Origin of the sequence: Bradyrhizobium cenepequi (genome assembly GCF_020329485.1) — a bacterium.
GTDB lineage: Bacteria > Pseudomonadota > Alphaproteobacteria > Rhizobiales > Xanthobacteraceae > Bradyrhizobium > Bradyrhizobium cenepequi.
Map to the genome: position 1 here is coordinate 61,767 of NZ_JAGKJI010000033.1, position 18,883 is coordinate 80,649.

Annotated in this window: 13 protein-coding genes and 1 pseudogene; 6 read left to right on the forward strand and 8 right to left on the reverse strand. The window is 63.8% G+C overall.

Annotated elements, in window-relative coordinates:
- Positions 1 to 6: 6 nt before the first annotated feature.
- Together J6497_RS27970 and J6497_RS27975 are read right to left on the reverse strand one after the other, a co-directional pair.
- Positions 7 to 1,620 (reverse strand): MDR family MFS transporter, encoded by a 1,614-nt coding sequence (locus tag J6497_RS27970; RefSeq protein WP_225707491.1) that lies wholly within the window; start codon positions 1,618 to 1,620, stop codon positions 7 to 9.
- 26 nt (positions 1,621 to 1,646) lie between these two features.
- The gene (locus J6497_RS27975) at positions 1,647 to 2,795 is read right to left on the reverse strand and encodes an HlyD family secretion protein (protein WP_225707492.1); all 1,149 of its coding nucleotides are present in this window, start codon (positions 2,793 to 2,795) and stop codon (positions 1,647 to 1,649) included.
- A gap of 144 nt (positions 2,796 to 2,939) precedes the next feature.
- On the opposite strand from J6497_RS27975, the gene J6497_RS27980 reads away from it, so the two are divergent.
- The 3 genes from J6497_RS27980 to J6497_RS27990 all read left to right on the forward strand — a co-directional run bounded on the left by J6497_RS27980 (position 2,940) and on the right by J6497_RS27990 (position 6,556).
- On the forward strand, positions 2,940 to 3,851 hold the full coding sequence (locus J6497_RS27980) for a LysR family transcriptional regulator (RefSeq protein ID WP_225707493.1): 912 nt from the start codon (positions 2,940 to 2,942) through the stop codon (positions 3,849 to 3,851).
- Positions 3,852 to 4,065: 214 nt separating this feature from the next.
- The gene (locus J6497_RS27985; protein WP_225707494.1) at positions 4,066 to 5,340 is read left to right on the forward strand and encodes a serine hydrolase domain-containing protein; all 1,275 of its coding nucleotides are present in this window, start codon (positions 4,066 to 4,068) and stop codon (positions 5,338 to 5,340) included.
- A 31-nt stretch (positions 5,341 to 5,371) separates the two neighbouring features.
- Positions 5,372 to 6,556: an acyltransferase family protein gene (locus J6497_RS27990; RefSeq protein WP_225707495.1), complete on the forward strand. Its 1,185-nt coding sequence runs from the start codon at positions 5,372 to 5,374 to the stop codon at positions 6,554 to 6,556.
- 34 nt (positions 6,557 to 6,590) lie between these two features.
- Here the strand turns inward: J6497_RS27990 and J6497_RS27995 are convergent, their stop codons facing one another.
- Positions 6,591 to 10,013, reverse strand: a complete 3,423-nt coding sequence (locus J6497_RS27995; RefSeq protein WP_225707496.1) for an indolepyruvate ferredoxin oxidoreductase family protein — start codon at positions 10,011 to 10,013, stop codon at positions 6,591 to 6,593.
- 150 nt (positions 10,014 to 10,163) lie between these two features.
- Here J6497_RS27995 and J6497_RS28000 point away from each other — a divergent pair, with 150 nt between their 5' ends.
- On the forward strand, positions 10,164 to 10,643 hold the full coding sequence (locus J6497_RS28000; RefSeq protein ID WP_225707497.1) for an Lrp/AsnC family transcriptional regulator: 480 nt from the start codon (positions 10,164 to 10,166) through the stop codon (positions 10,641 to 10,643).
- An 89-nt stretch (positions 10,644 to 10,732) separates the two neighbouring features.
- Here the strand turns inward: J6497_RS28000 and J6497_RS28005 are convergent, their stop codons facing one another.
- The 3 genes from J6497_RS28005 to J6497_RS28015 are packed head-to-tail and all read right to left on the reverse strand — an operon-like array spanning position 10,733 to position 13,964.
- Positions 10,733 to 11,518 (reverse strand): fumarylacetoacetate hydrolase family protein, encoded by a 786-nt coding sequence (locus tag J6497_RS28005; protein WP_225707498.1) that lies wholly within the window; start codon positions 11,516 to 11,518, stop codon positions 10,733 to 10,735.
- A gap of 12 nt (positions 11,519 to 11,530) precedes the next feature.
- Positions 11,531 to 12,898, reverse strand: a complete 1,368-nt coding sequence (locus J6497_RS28010) for an LLM class flavin-dependent oxidoreductase (RefSeq protein WP_225707499.1) — start codon at positions 12,896 to 12,898, stop codon at positions 11,531 to 11,533.
- Positions 12,899 to 12,911: 13 nt separating this feature from the next.
- Positions 12,912 to 13,964: an Ldh family oxidoreductase gene (locus tag J6497_RS28015; RefSeq protein ID WP_225707500.1), complete on the reverse strand. Its 1,053-nt coding sequence runs from the start codon at positions 13,962 to 13,964 to the stop codon at positions 12,912 to 12,914.
- A gap of 377 nt (positions 13,965 to 14,341) precedes the next feature.
- Between J6497_RS28015 and J6497_RS28020 the strand changes: the two genes are divergently transcribed.
- On the forward strand, positions 14,342 to 17,902 hold the full coding sequence (locus tag J6497_RS28020; protein ID WP_225707501.1) for a bifunctional diguanylate cyclase/phosphodiesterase: 3,561 nt from the start codon (positions 14,342 to 14,344) through the stop codon (positions 17,900 to 17,902).
- Here the strand turns inward: J6497_RS28020 and J6497_RS28025 are convergent.
- The gene (locus tag J6497_RS28025) at positions 17,876 to 18,217 is read right to left on the reverse strand and encodes a hypothetical protein (protein ID WP_225707502.1); all 342 of its coding nucleotides are present in this window, start codon (positions 18,215 to 18,217) and stop codon (positions 17,876 to 17,878) included. The genes J6497_RS28020 and J6497_RS28025 overlap by 27 nt on opposite strands.
- A 66-nt stretch (positions 18,218 to 18,283) precedes the next feature.
- Positions 18,284 to 18,523 (reverse strand): DUF2171 domain-containing protein, encoded by a 240-nt coding sequence (locus J6497_RS28030; RefSeq protein ID WP_225707503.1) that lies wholly within the window; start codon positions 18,521 to 18,523, stop codon positions 18,284 to 18,286.
- Positions 18,524 to 18,661: 138 nt separating this feature from the next.
- On the opposite strand from J6497_RS28030, the pseudogene J6497_RS28035 reads away from it, so the two are divergent.
- Positions 18,662 to 18,883: pseudogene (locus tag J6497_RS28035) on the forward strand (hypothetical protein); the annotation flags it as partial.

Genomic DNA, 18,883 nt, shown 5'->3' on the forward strand with positions numbered 1-18,883 from the left:
GCAATCCTAATGCGCGCCGCCGCCGGCAAGCGCATTCGGCTTCTTCAGCAGCGCCGCGGCGAGCAGGGCGACGATCAGCGCAACGCCCATTATGTAGAAGGTATCGCTGAAAGCCAGGATGTAGGCCTGCTTCTGCACGATCCTGCCGATCGCGACGATGGCACGGTGGGTGGCGTCGGCATGGTCGGCGACGCCATGGCCCATGAAATATTGCGTAAGCTGCTCGATCCGGGTGCGGGTCGCCTGCTCCAGCAGGGAGACCGACTGCATCAGCACGTTGGAGTGATACTGCTCGCGTTTGGTCAGCAGCGTCTGCAGCAGCGCGATGCCGACGGCGCCGCCGAGATTGCGCATCATGTTGAAAAGCCCCGACGCCGAGCCGGCGTTCTCGGCTTCGATCCCTGCGGTCGCGACCGCCGACAGCGGCGCCATCACCAGCGCCTGGCCGATGGCGCGCACGATGTTCGGCCAGAACAACTGGTCGGTGGCGTAGTCGTTGGTCATGGTGATGTTCATGAAGTTCGAAGCCGCGAACAGCGTGAAGCCGACGCCGATGATGATGCGCGGGTCGAAGCGCTGCATCAGCCGCGGCACCAGCGGGATCAGCACGAGCTGCGGCAGCCCGGTCCACGCCAGCACCATGCCGATCTGCTCGGCATTGTAGCCCTGGATCCGTGACAGATATTGCGGCAGGATGAACACCGAGCCGTAGAGCGCGGTGCCAAGCAGGAAATTGGCCAGCATGCCGAAGCCGAAATTGCGGCGGAGCAGCAGGCGCAGGTTGAGCAGTGGCTTGTTCGCGGTCAGCTCGATCACGATGAAAGCCACAAGCGCCACAGCCGCAATGACGGAGAGGCGGACGATGAAGGGCGAGCCGAGCCAGTCGTCCTTGTTGCCCTCCTCCAGGACCGTCTGCAGCGCCGATAGGCCGATCGCCATGGTGATGATGCCGGGCCAGTCGCCCTCGCGCAAAAGCGAAAGCTTCATCGGCTTTGCTTCCAGCGAGAAATAGAGCATGCCGACCATGATCGCGCCCGGCACCAGGTTGACATAGAAGATGTACTGCCAGCCCCAGTTCTCGGTGAGATAGCCGCCGATGGTCGGGCCGATCGCCGGAGCAAACGTCGCCGACAGCGCAAACAGCGCTAGCCCGATCGGCTGCTTCGCCTTCGGCAGCAGCGTGATGATCAGCGTGAACGCCAGCGGGATCAGCACGCCGCCGGTAAAACCCTGCACGGCGCGCAGTGCGATCATCTGCGGCAGGTCGTGCGCCAGCGCGCAGGCCGCGGAGAAGACGAGGAACAGGACAGCATTGGTCAGAAGATATCGGCGGATCGAGAACACCTGCGCGAGCCAGCCGCTCAACGGAATCACCACGATCTCGGCGACCAGATAGGAGGTCGAGATCCAACCGCCGTCATCGATCCCGGCGCCGATCGCGCCCTGGATGTCCGCGAGCGAGGCGTTGACGATCTGGATATTGAGCACCGCCATGAACGCGCCGAGGTTGGCGCCGACCACCGCGATCCAGATCTTGGCCGGGACGGCTGGCGCTGCGGCGGGCTTGGGGCTGAGCTCCGCGGAGGACGCGGCGTTGAGGGTGGGCTGGAGAGTGGTCATTGGGAGCTTCCCTCGTCATCGTGCCGCTAGCCGCCGTTCGGACGGGCGGTGCCGGCGGCGAGCCGGCTTTTGGCGTCGCGTTCGGCCAGCACAGTGGCCTTGGTGTCGACGGTCGGCACGGCCGACATGCCGGGGCGCAAGAGGCCTTTCAGACGCCGGTCATCGAGCACGATCTTGACCGGCACGCGCTGCACGATCTTGGTGAAATTGCCGGTGGCGTTGTCGGGCGGCAGCAGTGCGAATTCGAGCCCGCTCGCCGGCGACAGGCTGTCGACATGGCCGCGGAGCCTGGTGCCGCGGAAACTGTCGATCTCCACCTCAACGGGCTGGCCGCTGCGAACATTCGTGAGCTGCGTCTCCTTGAAGTTCGCGACGACATAGACCGCGTCGAGCGGCACGACCGCCATCAATTGCGTGCCGGCCTGCACATATTGTCCGACTCTCAGAGAGCGCGCGCCGACGGTGCCGTCGACCGGCGCGGTGATGCGCGTATAGGAGAGGTTCAGCGACGCTTGCTGCTCCACCGCGCGGGCGCGGTCGAGCTGTGCGACCGCCTTGGCGCGCTCGGTGGCGAGCACATCGACCTTACGCTGGGCGGCGAGCAGGCCGGACTTGGAGTGCTGCAGTTGCGCGTTGCTGGCGCGGAGCGCGGCGTCGGTCTGCTGCGCGCGCTGCACGGTGCCGGAGCCGGTCTTCATCAGCCCCTCATAGCGGGCCTGCTCCTCCTCGGCGAATTTCAGATTGGCTTCGGCGGCGGCGACATCGGCCGTGCCCTGCGCGATGATCGGCTGCTGCAGCGCGAGCTGGGCGTCGAGGTTGCGCACCGCCGCCTCGGAGGCCCCGACATCGGCATGCGCCTGCGCAAGCGCGGCGCGGAAATCGCGATCGTCGATTTCGGCCAGCAACTGGCCGGCCTTGACCGGCTGGTTATCGCCGACCAGCACCTGCGCGATATAGCCAGAGACCCTTGGCGCGATAATCGTGGAATCGGCCTTCACATAAGCGTCATCGGTCGATTCGAGGTAGCGGCCGGTGGTGAGATAGTCGTAGCCGAGATCGGCACTGCCGGCCACGCCGAGCACGGCCGCCAATGCCAAAGCCGCCCGCTTGATCGTCTGCCGCGACGGCCGCAGGATGATTTTCTCTTTTGTATCAGTATAGGATGTCGTCGACATAGCTAACCCGGAAAGCGTTCAGGCGCCCCTCGTCGGCAGGCGGGCGCCAAATCCATGAGGTAGATGCTATGTCTCCGAGGCTGTGATAATCGCGCAAAAACTGGAAGGATTATCCAGTGAGAGCAAACAATCTGGAACTCGCTTATGGACCGGTTGACCAGCCTGACGGCCTTTGTCCGGGTGGTGGACAGTGGCGGCTTTTCGGCCGCCGGGCGCCGCCTCAACATGTCCACAACCATGGTGAGCAACCACATCCAGTCGCTGGAGGACCGTCTCGGCGTCCGGCTGCTCAATCGCACCACGCGCAAGGTGAGCCTCACCGAGATCGGCCGTACCTATTACGACCGTTGCGTCCAGATCCTCGCCGATATCGAGCAGGCCGATGACATCGCCGGCGCATTGCACTCGACGCCGCGCGGCACGCTGCGCGTCTATACCCATACTCACACGGTGCCGTATGTCGCGCCCGTGGTTGCCGAATTCCTGAAGGCCTATCCCGATGTCAGGGTCGATCTCTCGATGGGAGAGCGCACCGTCGACATGATCGAAGAGGGCTTTGATGTCGCCGTCCGCATGACGCTGCCGCCGGATTCGAGCCTGATCGTGCGCAGCCTCGCCACCTGGCGCCACGTGCTGTGCTGCTCGCACGACTATCTCGAGCGGCATGGAACGGTGCATGAGCTCGCCGAGCTCAGCGGGCGCGACTGCGTGCGTCACATGAATTATCCGTACCAGGACGAGTGGCAGTTCATCGATCGCAGCGGCGCGCCGGCATCGGTGAAGATTTCCGGCCGGTTCACCACCAATAGCGGCGAGGCGCTGCGCATGGCGGCGCTGCAGGGCGCCGGCATTTGCCTCGCTGCAGGGTTCATGGTTCATGGCGATCTCGAAGCCGGACGCCTGGTCCGCCTGCTGCCGGAATACCGGCCGGTCGAGCTTTCGATGAACGCTGTCTATCCGCACCGCCATCATCTGTCAGCGAAGGTGCGGACCTTCATCGACATGCTGGTGAGCCACAGCGCCGAGCAGCAGAAGCTGATCGATCCCTACTCGTGACACAGTAGGATCGTAGGTCGTAGGATGGGTAGAGCGCAGCGAAACCCATCATCTCAATATGGATAACGATGGGTTTCGCTGCGCTCTACCATCCTACAACTTCACCGCTCTTTTCGTATTCGCCCGCTGCGACTTCACGGCTCGCTACGAGGTGATGGCGCAGCACGCCGTAATCCAATAAGTTGCTGATGACCACAGGGCAGGAGGGATCAGCATGTTTGCGGCGAAGCGGGCGCCATTGTGCCGAACCACGACGCTGCTTGCCGCGATGCTCGCCTGCCTGATCGCGCCCTTGCCGGCAGCAGCTTTCGGACCGCCACCGAATGCGCCGCTGTCGATGGAAAAGCTCGCGCGCCTCGACGCCTTCCTCACCGAGCAGAGCGCGACCGGAAAGATTCCCGGCGCGGTGCTGCTGATCCAGCGGCACGGCAAGCCGATCTATTTCAAGTGCTTCGGCAAGCGCGATGTCGAAGCGAATATTGACATGACTGCGGACACGATCTTTCCGTTGCATTCGGTGACGAAGACGGTCACCAGCGTGGCAGCGATGATCCTGATCGATCGCGGCAAGATCGCGCTCAATGATCCCGTCAGCAAATACATTCCCTCCTTTGCCGACATGAAGGTGGGCGTCGAGCGCAAGGACGAGTCGGGCCGTCCGGTGCTGGACCTGGTGCCGCTGGTCCGTCCGATCACGATCGAGGACCTGTTGCTGCACACTTCGGGTATTACCTACGGCTTCTATGGCGCGGGACTGGTGAAGGCGGCCTATGACGGCATCTATCTCGGCGACTTCGACAATGCCGAATTCGCCGCGCGGATCGCGAAGCTGCCGCTCGCCGAGCAGCCGCGCACGCTGTGGGACTACGGCCATTCGATCGATGTGCTCGGCCGCGTCATCGAGGTGGCGTCGGGGCAATCACTCTACGAATTCGAGAAGACTGCGCTGTTCGAGCCGCTCGGCATGACCACGACCAGGTATTTCCTGACCGATCCGGCGGAGCGCGCCCGCTACGCGCGGCGGCTGCGCAGCGACGAACGTATCGAGCGCAATCCGCTCGACGTCACGCGCTGGGAGTCCGGTGGCGGCGGCCTAGTGTCGACGGTTGCCGACATGGCCCGTTACGGCCAGATGATGCTCAATGACGGCACGCTGGATGGCAAGATCATTCTCAGCCCGAAGACGTTCAAGGCGATGACATCAGACCATATCGGGCCGGGATCGGGCGTCGCCCGCAACTATTTCTATTATCCCGGTGACGGCTTTGGCTTCGGCTACGGCTTCGGAATCCGTACCGATGCCGGCCACGCCGTGCCGCCGGCGCCGGGTTCGCCCGGCGAGATCAAGTGGGACGGCGCTTCGGGGGCGTATATCGTCGTCGACCCCGCCCAGGACATGTTCTTCGTGCTGCTCTTGAACGCGCCCTCGGGACGGTGGCACGTTGAGGTCAACGTCAAGAAGATCGTGTACGATGCGTTCGAAAAGTGATCGAACAGAAGCCTGATCCGGAACGGCCCAGATGCTGCGCAAGACCGATGGAACTGATCACGGCGCAATCGCGACGACCCGCATCGTTGCGCTCGACCGCGCGCGCACCTTCATCATACTGCTGGTTCTGATCCACCATTCGGTGGTGAACTACACCCATTTCGGTAGCGGCGATAAAGCGCGCTCGCTCGGCTTCGACCTGGTCGTCTTGTTCAACGACAGTTTCTTCATGGCGTGCATGTTCATGATCTCGGGCCTGTTCGTGCACGACAGCCTGACGCGTCGTGGAGGGGCGAATTTCATCGCCAGACGCGCCTGGCGGCTCGGCATCCCCTATCTGGTCTCGATATTCGTGCTGATGCCGATCGCCTATTATCCGACCTTCCTGCGCTATCATCTGCCTGGTACCACCGATTTCAACTTTTTCCATTTCTGGTGGCGCACGCTCACCGTCGGGCCGTGGCCGTCGGGACCGGCGTGGTTCCTGTGGGTGTTGCTCGCGCTCAATATTGTCGCCGCCGTCGTGTGGTCGCTTGGGCCGCGGCTGATCAAGGGCTTGGGCCAGGTGATCTTCTCTGTACGCAATCGGCCGAGTACGGCGTTCGCGGCATTCCTGGTGGTCTCGCTTGTCTCCTACGTGCCGATGCGCTTGATCTTCGGCGACGCGAGCTGGCTCGAGCCGGGCGGCTATCCGCTGCCAATCCAGACCAGCCGCATCTTGCTCTATGCCGCCTATTTCTTCACCGGCGTCGGCATCGGCGTGGTCAGCCTGCGCACGGGCATTTTCGCGGAGGACGGCGAAATGGCAAATCGCTGGTTGCTGTGGCTCGGCTATGCGCTGGCGTTCTACGGCGCGATCCTGCTCCTGGTCTACGCCCATCATAACTGGGTTGATTTCAATAATCCGCCCTCGTGGTGGCAGGTGGCTTACGCCGCCGCCTTCGCGCTGTTCAGCGCGGCGATGGCATTCGCGCTGCCGGCGACCTTCCTGCGTTTCGCGAAAGCCAAATTATCCCTGCTCGATGCCATGCAGCCGTCGGCCTATGGTATCTTCCTCCTGCACTACATCTTCATCATCTACCTGCAGTACCTGGTCTACGACTATGCTTGGCCGGCCGGCGTGAAAGCAGCCGTCGTGTTCGCCGGCACGCTCGCCGCAAGCTGGGCGCTGACAGTGGCGCTGCGCAGGATTCCAGTCGTCGCGCGGATGATTTAGCGCTCGGCTTTGACGCTGCGGCGCTCGGCGCAGTTCACATGAGCTGCGCCGACAGCCGCGCGACCTCCACCTTCACCTTGGCGATTGCGGCGTCCTTCACCGGGCCGTAGCCGCGGATTTCCATCGGCGCTCTGGCGATCGCGATGATGTCGGGCATACGTCGTGCATCGAGCTTGCCCAGCAAGATATCGATCTGCCCCTCATACCAGGGGATGAGGTCGCGTTCTGCGCGCCGCTCGGCTGTGTAGCCGAAGACATCGAACGGCGTGCCGCGCAGCGTCTTCAGGCGGGCGAGAAGCTTCAGCGGCGTCCTGATCCATGGGCCGAAGCTGCGCTTGCGCGGTCGTCCGCGCGCGTCCTTGACCGCGGGCAGGAAGGGCGGTGCCAGATGGTATCTCACCGAGAACTCTCCTTCGAACTGCTGGCGCAATTCGTCGAGGAAGCCGGTCTCCATGTGAAGCCGCGCCACCTCATATTCGTCCTTGTAGGCCATCAGCTTGAACAGGGCGCGCGCCACCGCGTCCGTTAGCGCTTCGGTTCCGAGCGGGGTCTCCGCATCGCGCACGCGCTGCACCGCTTTCCGGTAGCGCGCAGCATAGGCTGCATCCTGGTAGGCCGTTAGAAAGTCGGCTCGGCAGGCGATCACCTGATCGAGGGTTTCGGCTTCGATCGCTTTTGCCCTGTCCGCTCCAGGCAGGAGATTCGGATCGGCGCCGGCGATGCGGCCCCAGGCAAAGGCCTGCCTGTTGCGTTCGACGGCTACGCCGTTGAGCTCGATCGCGCGGAGCAGCGCGTTCAGCGAGACGGGAACCAGCCCCTGCTGCCAGGCGAAGCCGAGCATGATGATGTTGGCGTAGACGCTGTCGCCGAGCAGCCGCTCAGCCAGCGCATTCGCGTCGATCGTTCTGAGGTTGCCGCAGCCGATCACGGTCTCGATCGCGCGCAGGCGCGCTGGCGCAGCAAGGTCGGCGTCGCGGAACCGCACGACGTCACCGGTCGGCATCTCCGCGCTGTTGAGCGCGGCGCGCATGCCCCGGCGATAGGTACCGGACGCCTTGGCGGAAGAGCTGACGACGACATCGCAGCCGATCAGCGCGTCCGCCGCGCCCTGGTCGATGCGGACCTGGTGCAGCTCGTCCGGATGGGCGGCGATGCGGATATAGCTCAGCACCGGTCCAAATTTCTGCGCAAATCCGGTGAAATCGAGCACCGAGACGCCGCGACGCTCGACATGCGCGGCCATACTGATCAGCGCGCCGACGGTGATGACGCCGGTGCCGCCGACGCCGGTCACTAGGAGATCATAGGGACGATCGAGCGGTGTGAGTGCTGGCAGAGGAAGCGTGGCTGCACGCGCCTGCGGATCGATGTTGCTTGCAGCCTTCGCGCGGCGCTTGGCGCCCTCGACGGTCACAAAGCTCGGGCAGAAGCCGTTGAGGCAGGAGAAATCCTTGTTGCAGGTGGAGAGATTGATGCGGCGCTTGCGGCCGAACGGCGTCTCCTTCGGCTCGACGCTGAGGCAGTTCGATTCCACCGAGCAGTCGCCGCAGCCTTCGCAGACGAGGTCGTTGATATAGGCAAAGCGTGGCGGATCCTCGATCTGGCCGCGCTTGCGCCGGCGGCGTTTTTCGGTGGCGCAGGTCTGCTGGTAGATCAGCACGGAGACGCCGGGAATTTCGCGCAGCTCCCGCTGCACGGCGTCCATCTCCTCGCGCGGATGGATGGTGACGCCGACCGGGAAATCGGCGGGTGCAAAGTGCGAGGGAGCGTCCGAGACCAGCGCGATCCGCGCCACGCCTTCGGCGCGGACGCTGTGGGCGATGGCATGCACGCTCACGGGGCCATCGACCGGCTGGCCGCCGGTCATGGCGACAGCATCGTTGAAGAGAATCTTGTAGGTGATGTTGGCGCCGGCCGCGATTGCCTGGCGGATCGCCATCGAGCCGGAGTGATAATAGGTGCCTTCGCCGAGGTTCTGGAAGATGTGCTTGTTGCCGGTGAAGCGCGACGAAGCCGCCCAGTTGATGCCTTCGCCGCCCATCTGGATCAAGGACGAGGTCTCGCGGTCCATCCAGCTTGCCATGAAATGGCAGCCGATGCCGGCAAGCGCCTTCGACCGCTCCGGCACCCTGGTCGAGGTGTTGTGCGGGCAGCCGGAGCAGAAATAGGGCGTGCGGCTCGCGCCCGCGACCGTGATCAGGCGCTGCACGTCCGGCGCCAGCGCGGCGGCGCGCTTACCAAGATCGAGGCCAGGAAACATCGGATCGAGGCGCCGCACCAGCACATCGGCCAGCGCGCGCGGCGACAATTCGCCGATCCATGAGATCAGGCGCGCGCCGGTTTCGTCATGCTTGCCGACCATCCGCTCCGGTTTCGAGCCCGGATAGTCGTAGAAATATTCCTTGAACTGGCTTTCGATGATGCCGCGCTTTTCCTCTACTACCAAAATCTCGCGCTTGCCCTTCACGAATTCCATCGCATCGTGCAGCGCGAGCGGCCAGACCATGCCGACCTTGTAGATGTCGATGCCGAGGCGGCGGCAGGCGGCTTCATCGAGACCCATCAGCCGCAGCGCTTCCATCAGATCGAGATGCGCCTTGCCTGTCGTGACGATGCCATAGGTCGCGTGCGGGATGTCGTAGATGTGGCGGTCGATCGGATTTGCCTTGGCGAACGCGTAGACCGCGTGCTTCTTGGCCTCCAGCCGCTCTTCGATCTGCGGGCCGGGCAAGTCGGGCCAGCGATAGTGCAGGCCGCCTAGCGGCGGCGCGAAATCGGGCGTCCGGAAGATGCGCGGCGGGCGCAGCGCGACAGAGGCGCCGGACTCGACGATCTCCGAGATCGCCTTGAAGCCGACCCACATGCCGGAGAAGCGGCTCAGCGCGTAGCCGTATTCGCCGAATTCGAGATATTCGGCGACGCTGGCCGGATGCAGCGTCGGCATGAACCAGCTCATGAAGGCGACGTCCGACTGGTGCGGCATCGAGGAGGAGACGCAGCCGTGATCGTCGCCCGCGACGACAAGCACGCCGCCATGCGGCGAGGAGCCATAGGCATTGCCATGTTTCAGCGCATCGCCGGAGCGATCGACGCCCGGACCCTTGCCGTACCAGAGGCCGAATACACCTTGCACCGTGCGATCGGGCTGGGTCTCGACCTGCTGCGAGCCGAGCACGGCGGTCGCCGCGAGGTCCTCGTTGACCGCGGGCAGGAATTCGATGCGCTCCGACTTGAGGCGATCGGCGATGCGCCAGAGTTCGAGATCGACGCCGCCGAGCGGCGAGCCGCGATAACCGGAGATGAAACCGGCGGCGTTGAGTCCCGTCGCGCGGTCGCGTTTGGCCTGGTCGAGCACGATGCGGACAATCGCCTGCGTGCCCGTGAGGAAGACGCGGCCGTGGTCGCGTTCGTAGCGGTCGGCGAGCTGATAGGTGTCGAGGGAGGGGATGGCGTCCATGGCCGGCCTCGCATCGGATTCGAGTCTGCCAACGGTAATCCTGCCCGCCTGGGAGGTGTTACCAATTCATCCCTCCAATCGACCGTGGCGCGGTAGGATCTTACGTACTGTCGCAGATTTTGGTAGAGTATACCAAATGGAGGCGCCCTCATGGTCGAAGAGCAGGACGAACGTATCCTCGCAGAGCTGCAGAAGAACGGACGCGCGACCAACCAGGAGCTTGCCGAGGCGGTCGCCATGTCCACCTCGGCCTGCTGGCGGCGCGTGCGCGCGCTGGAGGAGTCCGGCGTGATCTCGGGCTATTCAGCGCTGGTCGAACGCGAGCGCGCCGGTTTTGCGACGTCGGCGATCCTTCATGTCTCACTGGAGCGGCATGATGCGAAATTCGTCGACGAGTTCGTGGCGCGGGTGAAACGACGCAGCGAAGTCCTGGAATGTTTCGCGACCACCGGCGATGCCGACTATCACCTGCGCGTCGTCGTGCGCGACATGCACGCCTATAACCAGTTCCTCGACGAGTTCATGTTCCGCGTGCCCGGCATCCGCTATGTCCGCACCAACATGATTCTGAAGGAGATCAAGACCGGCGTCGCGCTGCCGTTTGATACGAGGCGGCCGCGAGCGGTGTGATGTAGAGTGGGCAAAGCGAAGCGTGCCCACCATCACGAGCGGAGTGTGAAAGGTGGGCACGCTTCGCTTTGCCCTCCCTACGATTCGATCTACAGCTGCTCCTTGACGAACGGGTTGCGCAGCGTGCCGATGCCGGTGATCTCGATCTCGACGACGTCGCCCGCTTTCAGGTCCGGCGAGGCGCCGTCGGTGCCCATCCAGATCACGTCGCCCGGCCACAGCGTGAAATACTTCGTCAATTCGACGATGAAGGGGACGACGCCGAAGATCATGTCGTTGGTGCGGAAACGGTTGGTCTCGTTGCCGTTGACCCGCACCACCGTCTCCATATTGTCGAGATCGACATCGGTCTCGATCCACGGGCCCATCGGCTTGAAGGTGTCGGCGTTCTTGGAGCGCCACAGGCCACGGTCGGCCTTCTGCCAGCTGCGCTCGCTGACGTCATTGCCGATGGTGTAGCCGAACACGCAGGACATCGCGTTCGCCGCATCGAGGTGTTTCGCCTTCTTGCCAATGACAACCACGAGCTCGCCTTCATAGTGGATCTTCTCCGTTGCGGTCGCCGGGATCACCACGTCCTCGTCATGGGCGATCAGCGCGTTCTGCGCGCGGTAGCCGATCTCGGGCCGGTCGGGCACGGCCGGAATCTCGCCGCGCTTGTCGGCGGCTTCCTTCAGGTGCTTCAGATAATTGAGCCCGACGCAATAGAAGGTGCGCGGGATCAGCGGCAGCTCGATTTTCACGTCGCCAAGGGCATGCGTCTGCGCGGTGCGCTGCCATTCGCCGAAGGGACCGCCTTCCACTGTGATCACACGGTCGCCCTCGACGATGCCCCATGAGGTCTTTCCCTGGGTCGTGAATTTAAGCCAGCGCATCTGTTCTCTTTCCTATTCAGCGGCAGCCTGCGGCTGGGTTTTCCAGGCGCCTGCGGCGGGACGGGGCAGGCCGAGATTCTCGCGCAGCGTCTTGCCGGCGTAGTCACTGTGGAAGAGGCCGCGGCGCTGCAGTTCTGGCACGACATGCCGGACGAAGTCGGCGTAGGAACCCGGCACGTAGCTCGCCGCGATGACGAAGCCGTCGCAGCCGCGCCCGACGAACATCTCCTCCAGCCGGTCGGCGATTTCCTTCGGCCCACCGACGATCGCATCCTGCACCAGGCCGCGGCCGGAGAAGCTGATGAAGTCGCGCGTGGTCGGGTTGGTCTTGCCGGAGGTTCTCAGCACGCCATCGCGAATCCCGAGCATGCCTTGCATGCCCTGCAGTTCTTCCGTGGTCAGCGGCTCGTCGATGCCCTTGGCACCGAAGTCGAAATTGAGGCCCTCGGCAAGCAGCGATAACGCGTCGATCTCCAGCGGCAGCTTCTGGATCTCTGCCATCCGGTCTTCCGCCTCGGCCTTGGTTGCGCCGCAGACCGGCGTCGTCAGATTGCAGAGGAACATCTGGTCGGGATCGCGGCCGGCCTTTGCAGCCTCGCTGCGGATGGCGTCATAGCCCTGCCTTGCGCTCGCAAGATTGCGCGCGGCGGTGAAGATCACCTCGCCCCATCGCCCGGCAAAGCGCTGGCCGCGACCGGACGCGCCGGCCTGGATGATGACAGGATGGCCTTGCGGCGAGCGCGGGACCGTGAAGGGCCCGCGCGACTTGAAGAACTTTCCATCGTGATCGAGCCGCTTCACCTTGGTCGGATCGGCGAAGCGGCCGCTCTTCTTGTCGATGATGACAGCGCCGTCCTCCCAGGAATCCCAATGGCCGAGCACGACCTCCATGAATTCGTCGGCGCGGTCGTAGCGCAGATCGTGTTCCAGATGCTGCGCGCGGCCCATGTTGAGCGCTTCGCCGTCATTGACGGAGGTCACCACGTTCCAGCCGGCGCGGCCGCCGGTCATGAGGTCGAGGGTGGCGAAGCGGCGCGCGACGTCGAACGGCTCGTAATAGGTGGTCGAACAGGTCGAGGCGAGGCCGAGCTTCTCGGTGACCATGCCCATCGTGGTCAGCACGATGATCGGATCCATCTTCACGCAGCGGATGCCGTATTCGACAGTATGGGCGTGATCGTTGCCGTAACGGTCTGGCATCGCGAGGCGGTCGTCGAAGAACGCCATGTGGAACTTGCCGGCTTCCAGGATCCGAGCGATCTCCTGGTAGTAGTCCGCCGACATCGAATCGTCGCGCGATTCGGGATGGCGCCAGGAGCCCGGCAGGTTGGTGCAGTTCTGCGCCTGCAGGAAGCCGACCAGTGCCATTTGCCGTGTCATGCCGCAGCCCCTCTCATACCAGATCGAGTTGTTTCGCGAGTCCATATTCGCCGGCGAGCGCGCAGAGCTTGTCCCAGGTCGCATCCTCGATCTCGATGCCGTTCTTCCGGCGCTCCTGCTCGCGCAGATATTCGACCTCGCCCGGATAGAACACGCCCGGACTTCCTTCCGAGGGCGGCGTCGATTTCAGATAGCGCGCGAACTCGGCGACCTCGCGCTTGAAATCCTGCAAGGGACGAAAGGCCGCGACATTGAATACCGCCATGAAGCATCCGTCATTGTGGCGCCCGGTCGGCTCGACGCCGAATCCAAGCCCGGTGAGCAGGCCGCACAACACTTCCACCATCGCCGCCAGGCCGCTGCCCTTGTAGCCCTCGCTGCCGCCGAGCGGCAGCAGCGCGCCGCCCTTGCGGTAGTCTGTCGGGTCGGTGGTGTGGCGGCCGTCGGCGTCGATGATCCAGCCGGTCGGAATCCGCTCGCCGCGCGCGACCGCGAGTTGGATCTTGCCGACCGCGACCGCTGAAGTCGCCATGTCCAGATAAAACGGCGCCTCGAGTTCGGACGGCACAGCGATCGAGATCGGGTTGGTGCCGAGCCGCGCCTCGCGGCCGCCGAACGGCGCGACGTGTTTTGGCGAGCGGCCGGAATCGGCGGTGGCGATGCCGATCATGCCTTCGCGCATCGCCATCAGCGGATAGTGCGCAAGCCGCCCGACATGGCTCTGCCGGAACACGGTGCAGGCGGCGACATTGGCGGTCCTCGCCTTGGCAATCGTCAAGTCCATCGCCTTGGCATTGACGTGGAAGCCGAAGCCCCACTGGCCATCGATCACGGTCGTGGTCGGCGATTCCTGGGCGATGGTCCATTTCGCGCCCGGCACGATATGGCCGGCCTTGATGCGGTCGATATAGGTCGGGATCGCGATGATCCCGTGCGAGTCATGTCCGGCGAGATTGGCGTTGACGCAGCCGACCGCCACCGCCTGGGCTTCCTCCTCCGACGCGCCAGCACCGCGCAGCAGCGCCGCACCGATGCGGGTGAGACGATCGGCCTGGACGATCGGCATGGGAGTTCCTCGGATTTGAAGCCCGCATCGCGCAGCAGGTCTTGCTTGTTTATGGTTCGCCATCGTCTCAAAGCGGTGGGCGGCGAGCAAGGCCAGAATGTCCGGTCCGCCATGACGCCGACGCGGCTGTTCAGGACGGCCGGTGTGATGGCAGGGAACCGGCACGTTGCAGGCATCGCTTCGCGCCCGAACCGGCGTGTCCGGCGTTGGGCAGAAAAATCATCAACAAACCGGTAATTTTGCGGGGTTCTGTCCGACTTTATTCGCCCCACATTTACTTTGACTCGCAACTTATAGCTGTTCCTAACGTCCACTTAGGTCTCCTCCGCATAACATCCCGCGGGGCCGGCCGAGATCGGCCGCAGGGAGTTGATCGCTTGGAGCAGACCATCAGGCGTACTTTCGCAGCGTTGAACGCCACCAACGAAGCGATCCTGTACGCCAAATCGCCGGAGGAACTGTACGCCAAGATTTGCGAGGCCGCCTTTTCCAGCGGTGACTTCCTGGCGACGGCGGTGTTCTTGCTGGATCCCGAGACCAGCCTGCTCCGCTTTGCGACAGGCTACGGCGAGGATGTAGCGCGGCTGCGCGGCATCGACATCTCGGTCATTGCGAATACGCCCGAGGGCAGTGGGGTGTGCGGACAGGCGTTCCGCGACCAGAAGGCCTGTGTCAGCAACGACTATCTGAATGATCCGCGCTCGCTCGCCTGGCGTGCGGGCGCTTGCAGCAGCGAGGTTGCCGCGGCGGCGGCAATGCCGCTGATCTGCAATGGCCGCAGCGTCGGCGTTTTCCTCGTCACGCGGCGCGAGGTCGGCTCGCTCGGCGACGAGCTGGTGTCGCTGCTGGCCCGCATGGCCGCGAACGTTTCGTTTGCGCTGGACAATTTCGAGCATGAGCGCATGCGCAAGAGCAGCGAGCGGGCGACGCGCCGCCTGAACCAGATGTTCGGGGCGATTAGCGCGACCAACGAAGCGATCCTTCGCGCCAAGACCGAGCACGATCTCTACCAGCGCGTCTGCGACGCCGCCGTCCATAGCGGGAAATCCGTTGCCACTGTGGTCCTGCTCGCCGAGCCTGACACCCATTGGCTCGAGCCGGTTGCCGGCACCGGCGACGCAATCGACCTGATCACGCAAACGCGCTTCTCGACCGATCCCGATAACATCTATGGCAAGGGCGTCTGCGGCCAGGCATTCCGGACGCAGCGGCCGTGCATCAACAACGACATCCCGAAGTCGGACGGTCCGTGGCAAGAGGTCGGACGCGACGCCGGCGTGATGGCTTGCATCGCGGTTCCCCTGACCAAGTTCGGCAAGAGCGTCGGCGTGTTGATGTTCTTTGTCGGCAGGTCGTGGGCGACGGATGAAGAGATCGTCGCGCTGATGGCGCGGATCGCCGAGAACGTGTCGGTGGCGCTCGAAAATTTCGAACGCGCCAATGAAAAGGCCAGGGCCGACCGGCAGAAGGATCGGTTGTCGCGAATGTTCGCGGCCCTGAGCGCGACCAACGAAGCGATCATGCGGGCGAGGTCGCGAGAGGAGATGTTCGCGCTGGTATGCGAGGCCGCCGGCAAGGGTGCCAGGTTCAACTCGACCACCATCTTCCTGATCACGCCCGGCAGCGACTATCTCGAAATGGCGACGAGCGCGGGACCGACATCCGAGAACGCCCGCAAGCTCAAGGTATCGATCAACGAGGCCGTTCCGGAGGGACGCGGGCTTTGCGGGGCGGCATTCCGCACTAGGCAGGCCAGCATCAACAACAACTTCCTGAAGGACGTCGCAGGCAGTGCGTTCCGGGACATCATCGAACGCGAGGGGGCGCAATCGGGCGCCGCGTTTCCGTTGTTCGTCGATGGTGAGCCGGTCGGTGTGATGCTCTTCATCTCGTCCGAACGCGACACCTTTACCGCCGAGTTCGTTGAACTGCTGCAGCGGCTGGCTGACAACGTGTCGTTCGCGCTCGGCAGCTTCGAACGCGCCGACGAGAAGGCGAGGACCGAGGAGCAGAAGGAACGGCTGACACGGATGTTCGCGGCGCTCAGCGCCACCAATGAAGCGATCATGCGGGCGACGTCGCGGACCGAGCTGTTCCACCTGGTCTGCGAGGCCGCAGTCGTCGGCGGCAATTTCACCTCCACTGCGATCGCGCTGGAGCGGCCAGGCGAGGATTATCTGGAAAACGTCGCCTCGGCCGGTCCGGATGGGGAGCGCGCGTTCAACGTGCGCCTGTCCGTCAATGCAGCGCATCCTGAAGGACGGAGTCTCACCGGCATCGCGTTCCGCACCCGGAAGCCCTGCATCAGCAACGACTATCTCGGCGATTTCGGCGCTTCGAGCCCGTTCTATCAGGTCCTGCGCGACGCCGGCACCCGCTCCGGCGCCGCCTTCCCGCTCTTGAAGAACGGCACGCCGATTGGCGTCATCATCTTCCTCTCGAGCGAGACCGGCGCCTTCAGCCCGGAGCTGATCGGGCTGCTCCGACGTCTCGCCGAGAATGTCTCGTTCGCGCTGGAAAATTTTGATCGTGCCGACGAGAAGGCCCGAGCCGACGAGCGGATCGAATATCTCGCCTCGCATGACGGCCTGACGCGCTTGCCCAACCGGGAAACCTTCAACGAATTGCTGCGCCATGCGATCGAGGTGGCCGGCCGCCACCAGCGCCAGTTCGCGCTGCTGTTCATCGATCTCGACCGTTTCAAGGTTATCAACGATTCGCTTGGCCACGACGCCGGCGACCTGCTGCTCGTCAAGATCGCGGACCGGCTGCGCGGGACCTTGCGTTCGAGCGACGTCATCGCCCGCCTGGGCGGCGATGAATTCGTCGTGATCCTGGAAGAGACCGACCGTGCCGATGTCGAGACGATCGCCGAAAACCTGTTGTCGACGCTCTGCCAACCGCTGCAACTGAGCGGACACGAATGCCACACCACGGCCTCGATCGGCATCGCGATGTATCCTGCGGACGGCTCGGACGCCAAGACGCTGACCAAGAACGCCGACATGGCGATGTATCTCGCCAAGGAGGACGGCAAGAACGGCTTCCGCTTCTACTCCAAGGAGATCAAGACGCAGTCGATCGAACGGCTGACGCTGGAGAATGCGCTGCGCCGCGCGCTGGAGCGCGATCAGTTCTCGCTCTACTACCAACCGAAGATCGACATCGCGAGCGGCCAGATCAACGGCGTCGAAGCACTGCTGCGCTGGACCCATCCCGATCTCGGGCAGGTCGCCCCAAGCCAGTTCATCCCGCTCGCGGAGGAGATCGGGCTGATCGTGCCGATCGGCCGCTGGGTGCTGAAGGAAGCCTGCGCGCAGAACGTGGCCTGGCAGCGCCGCGGCTTGCGGCCGGTGACGGTGGCGATCAATCTCTCGCCGCGGCAATTCGCTGATGAGCATCTCCTGCAGGATGTCGACGAGGCGCTGCGCTCAAGCGGCATGTCGCCGACACTGCTGCAGCTCGAAGTCACCGAAAGCATGGTGATGCGCAACGTGCCGCGGGCGATCCGGGTGCTGGATGCGATCCAGAGCCGCGGCATTCGCCTGGCGATCGACGATTTCGGTACTGGCTATTCGTCGATGTCGCTGATGAAGCAATTCCCGATTGACACGATCAAGATCGATCGCTCCTTCGTGCGCGATCTCGCCCGCGACAGCGAGGATCAGGCGATCGCGCAAGCCATTATCAGCATGGGCAAGGCGCTCGGGATGACCGTGATCGCGGAGGGCGTGGAGACGCCCGAGCAGGAGCGCTTCCTGCGCGACCATGGTTGCGACGAGATGCAGGGCTTTCTGCTCAGCAAGCCGCTGCCGCCGCGCGAGCTCGCGGAGTTGTTGTGTTCCTCGGCGCTTGTCTCTCCACCACTGCAGCCGGCAGACAATGCCGCGGACGATCAGGCCAGGTCGGACTTAGGGTGGAAACGCGCTGTCATCTGATGGCTGCACGTGCAGGTCACGGACATCGGAATCGGTCGATTTCACCTTGCGCGAGAAATCATAAGGCCACGGCAAGTAAGTTTGGCCAGCGAGCGACTTGAGCAGGACCGCGGCGCCTGCCGCATAAGTCGCGCCCTGGGCGAGACCCAATCGGATGGTCCAGTCGGCCGGCAATTCCACCACGGATTCGCGCAGTTTAAATGCCGCCCCCCACCACCAGGCCGGCGCCGGCGGCCGTTCACTTTCCGGAATGGCGCGCCAGCGTCCGTATTCATCGACGATGCGTTCAAATTGCAGTTTCGCGGCCGGATGCATCGGAGGTTCTCTGTTCCGCCTCCATGATATCCGCCCCCGCGGCCGGCGCAAAGGCACTATCGCAGTCTAGTGCCGGCCGTGTTGCCACTGCGTGGTCACCTCGGTGCCCGTCTTGTTCAAATGGACATGCTGGTCGACATGGTCGACCCAGGACAGTGGAATGAAATGATGGTGCTGTCCGTCGGGTGAGCTTTGCTTGGTCAGTTTGATCTTGTCGGTTCCTTCGAGATGATCGACCTTTCCAACCGTCTTCCGGTCCGACGAGATGACGTCCATATGTTCCTTGATCTCTGCGGCCATTGCCATCGTTGATCTCCGTGGATGTTGGAGAGGATGAACGCGACAGCCGAGCAAAGGTTGCTGGCACGTGTAGATTCCATGGGGCGGTGAGCGTGGCCTTTCCGATAGGTTTGGGTTTCCACACTCGAACCCTCGGAGAGTCAGATGCAAGCATCGACCGTAGACACGCCCACCACCGGCCATAATGGCACAATTTTCGTTGCGATCGAACTCAGTCAGAAGACGTGGCTGGTGACGCTGCACAGCCCGGATCGGGATCGGATGTCGCGTCACAAGCTGGAGGGCGGCGATCATGCGGGGCTGCTGGGGTTAATTGAGAAGGTCCGCAGCCGGGCGGGGGAGAAGCTCGGATCGGTGCCGCGTGTG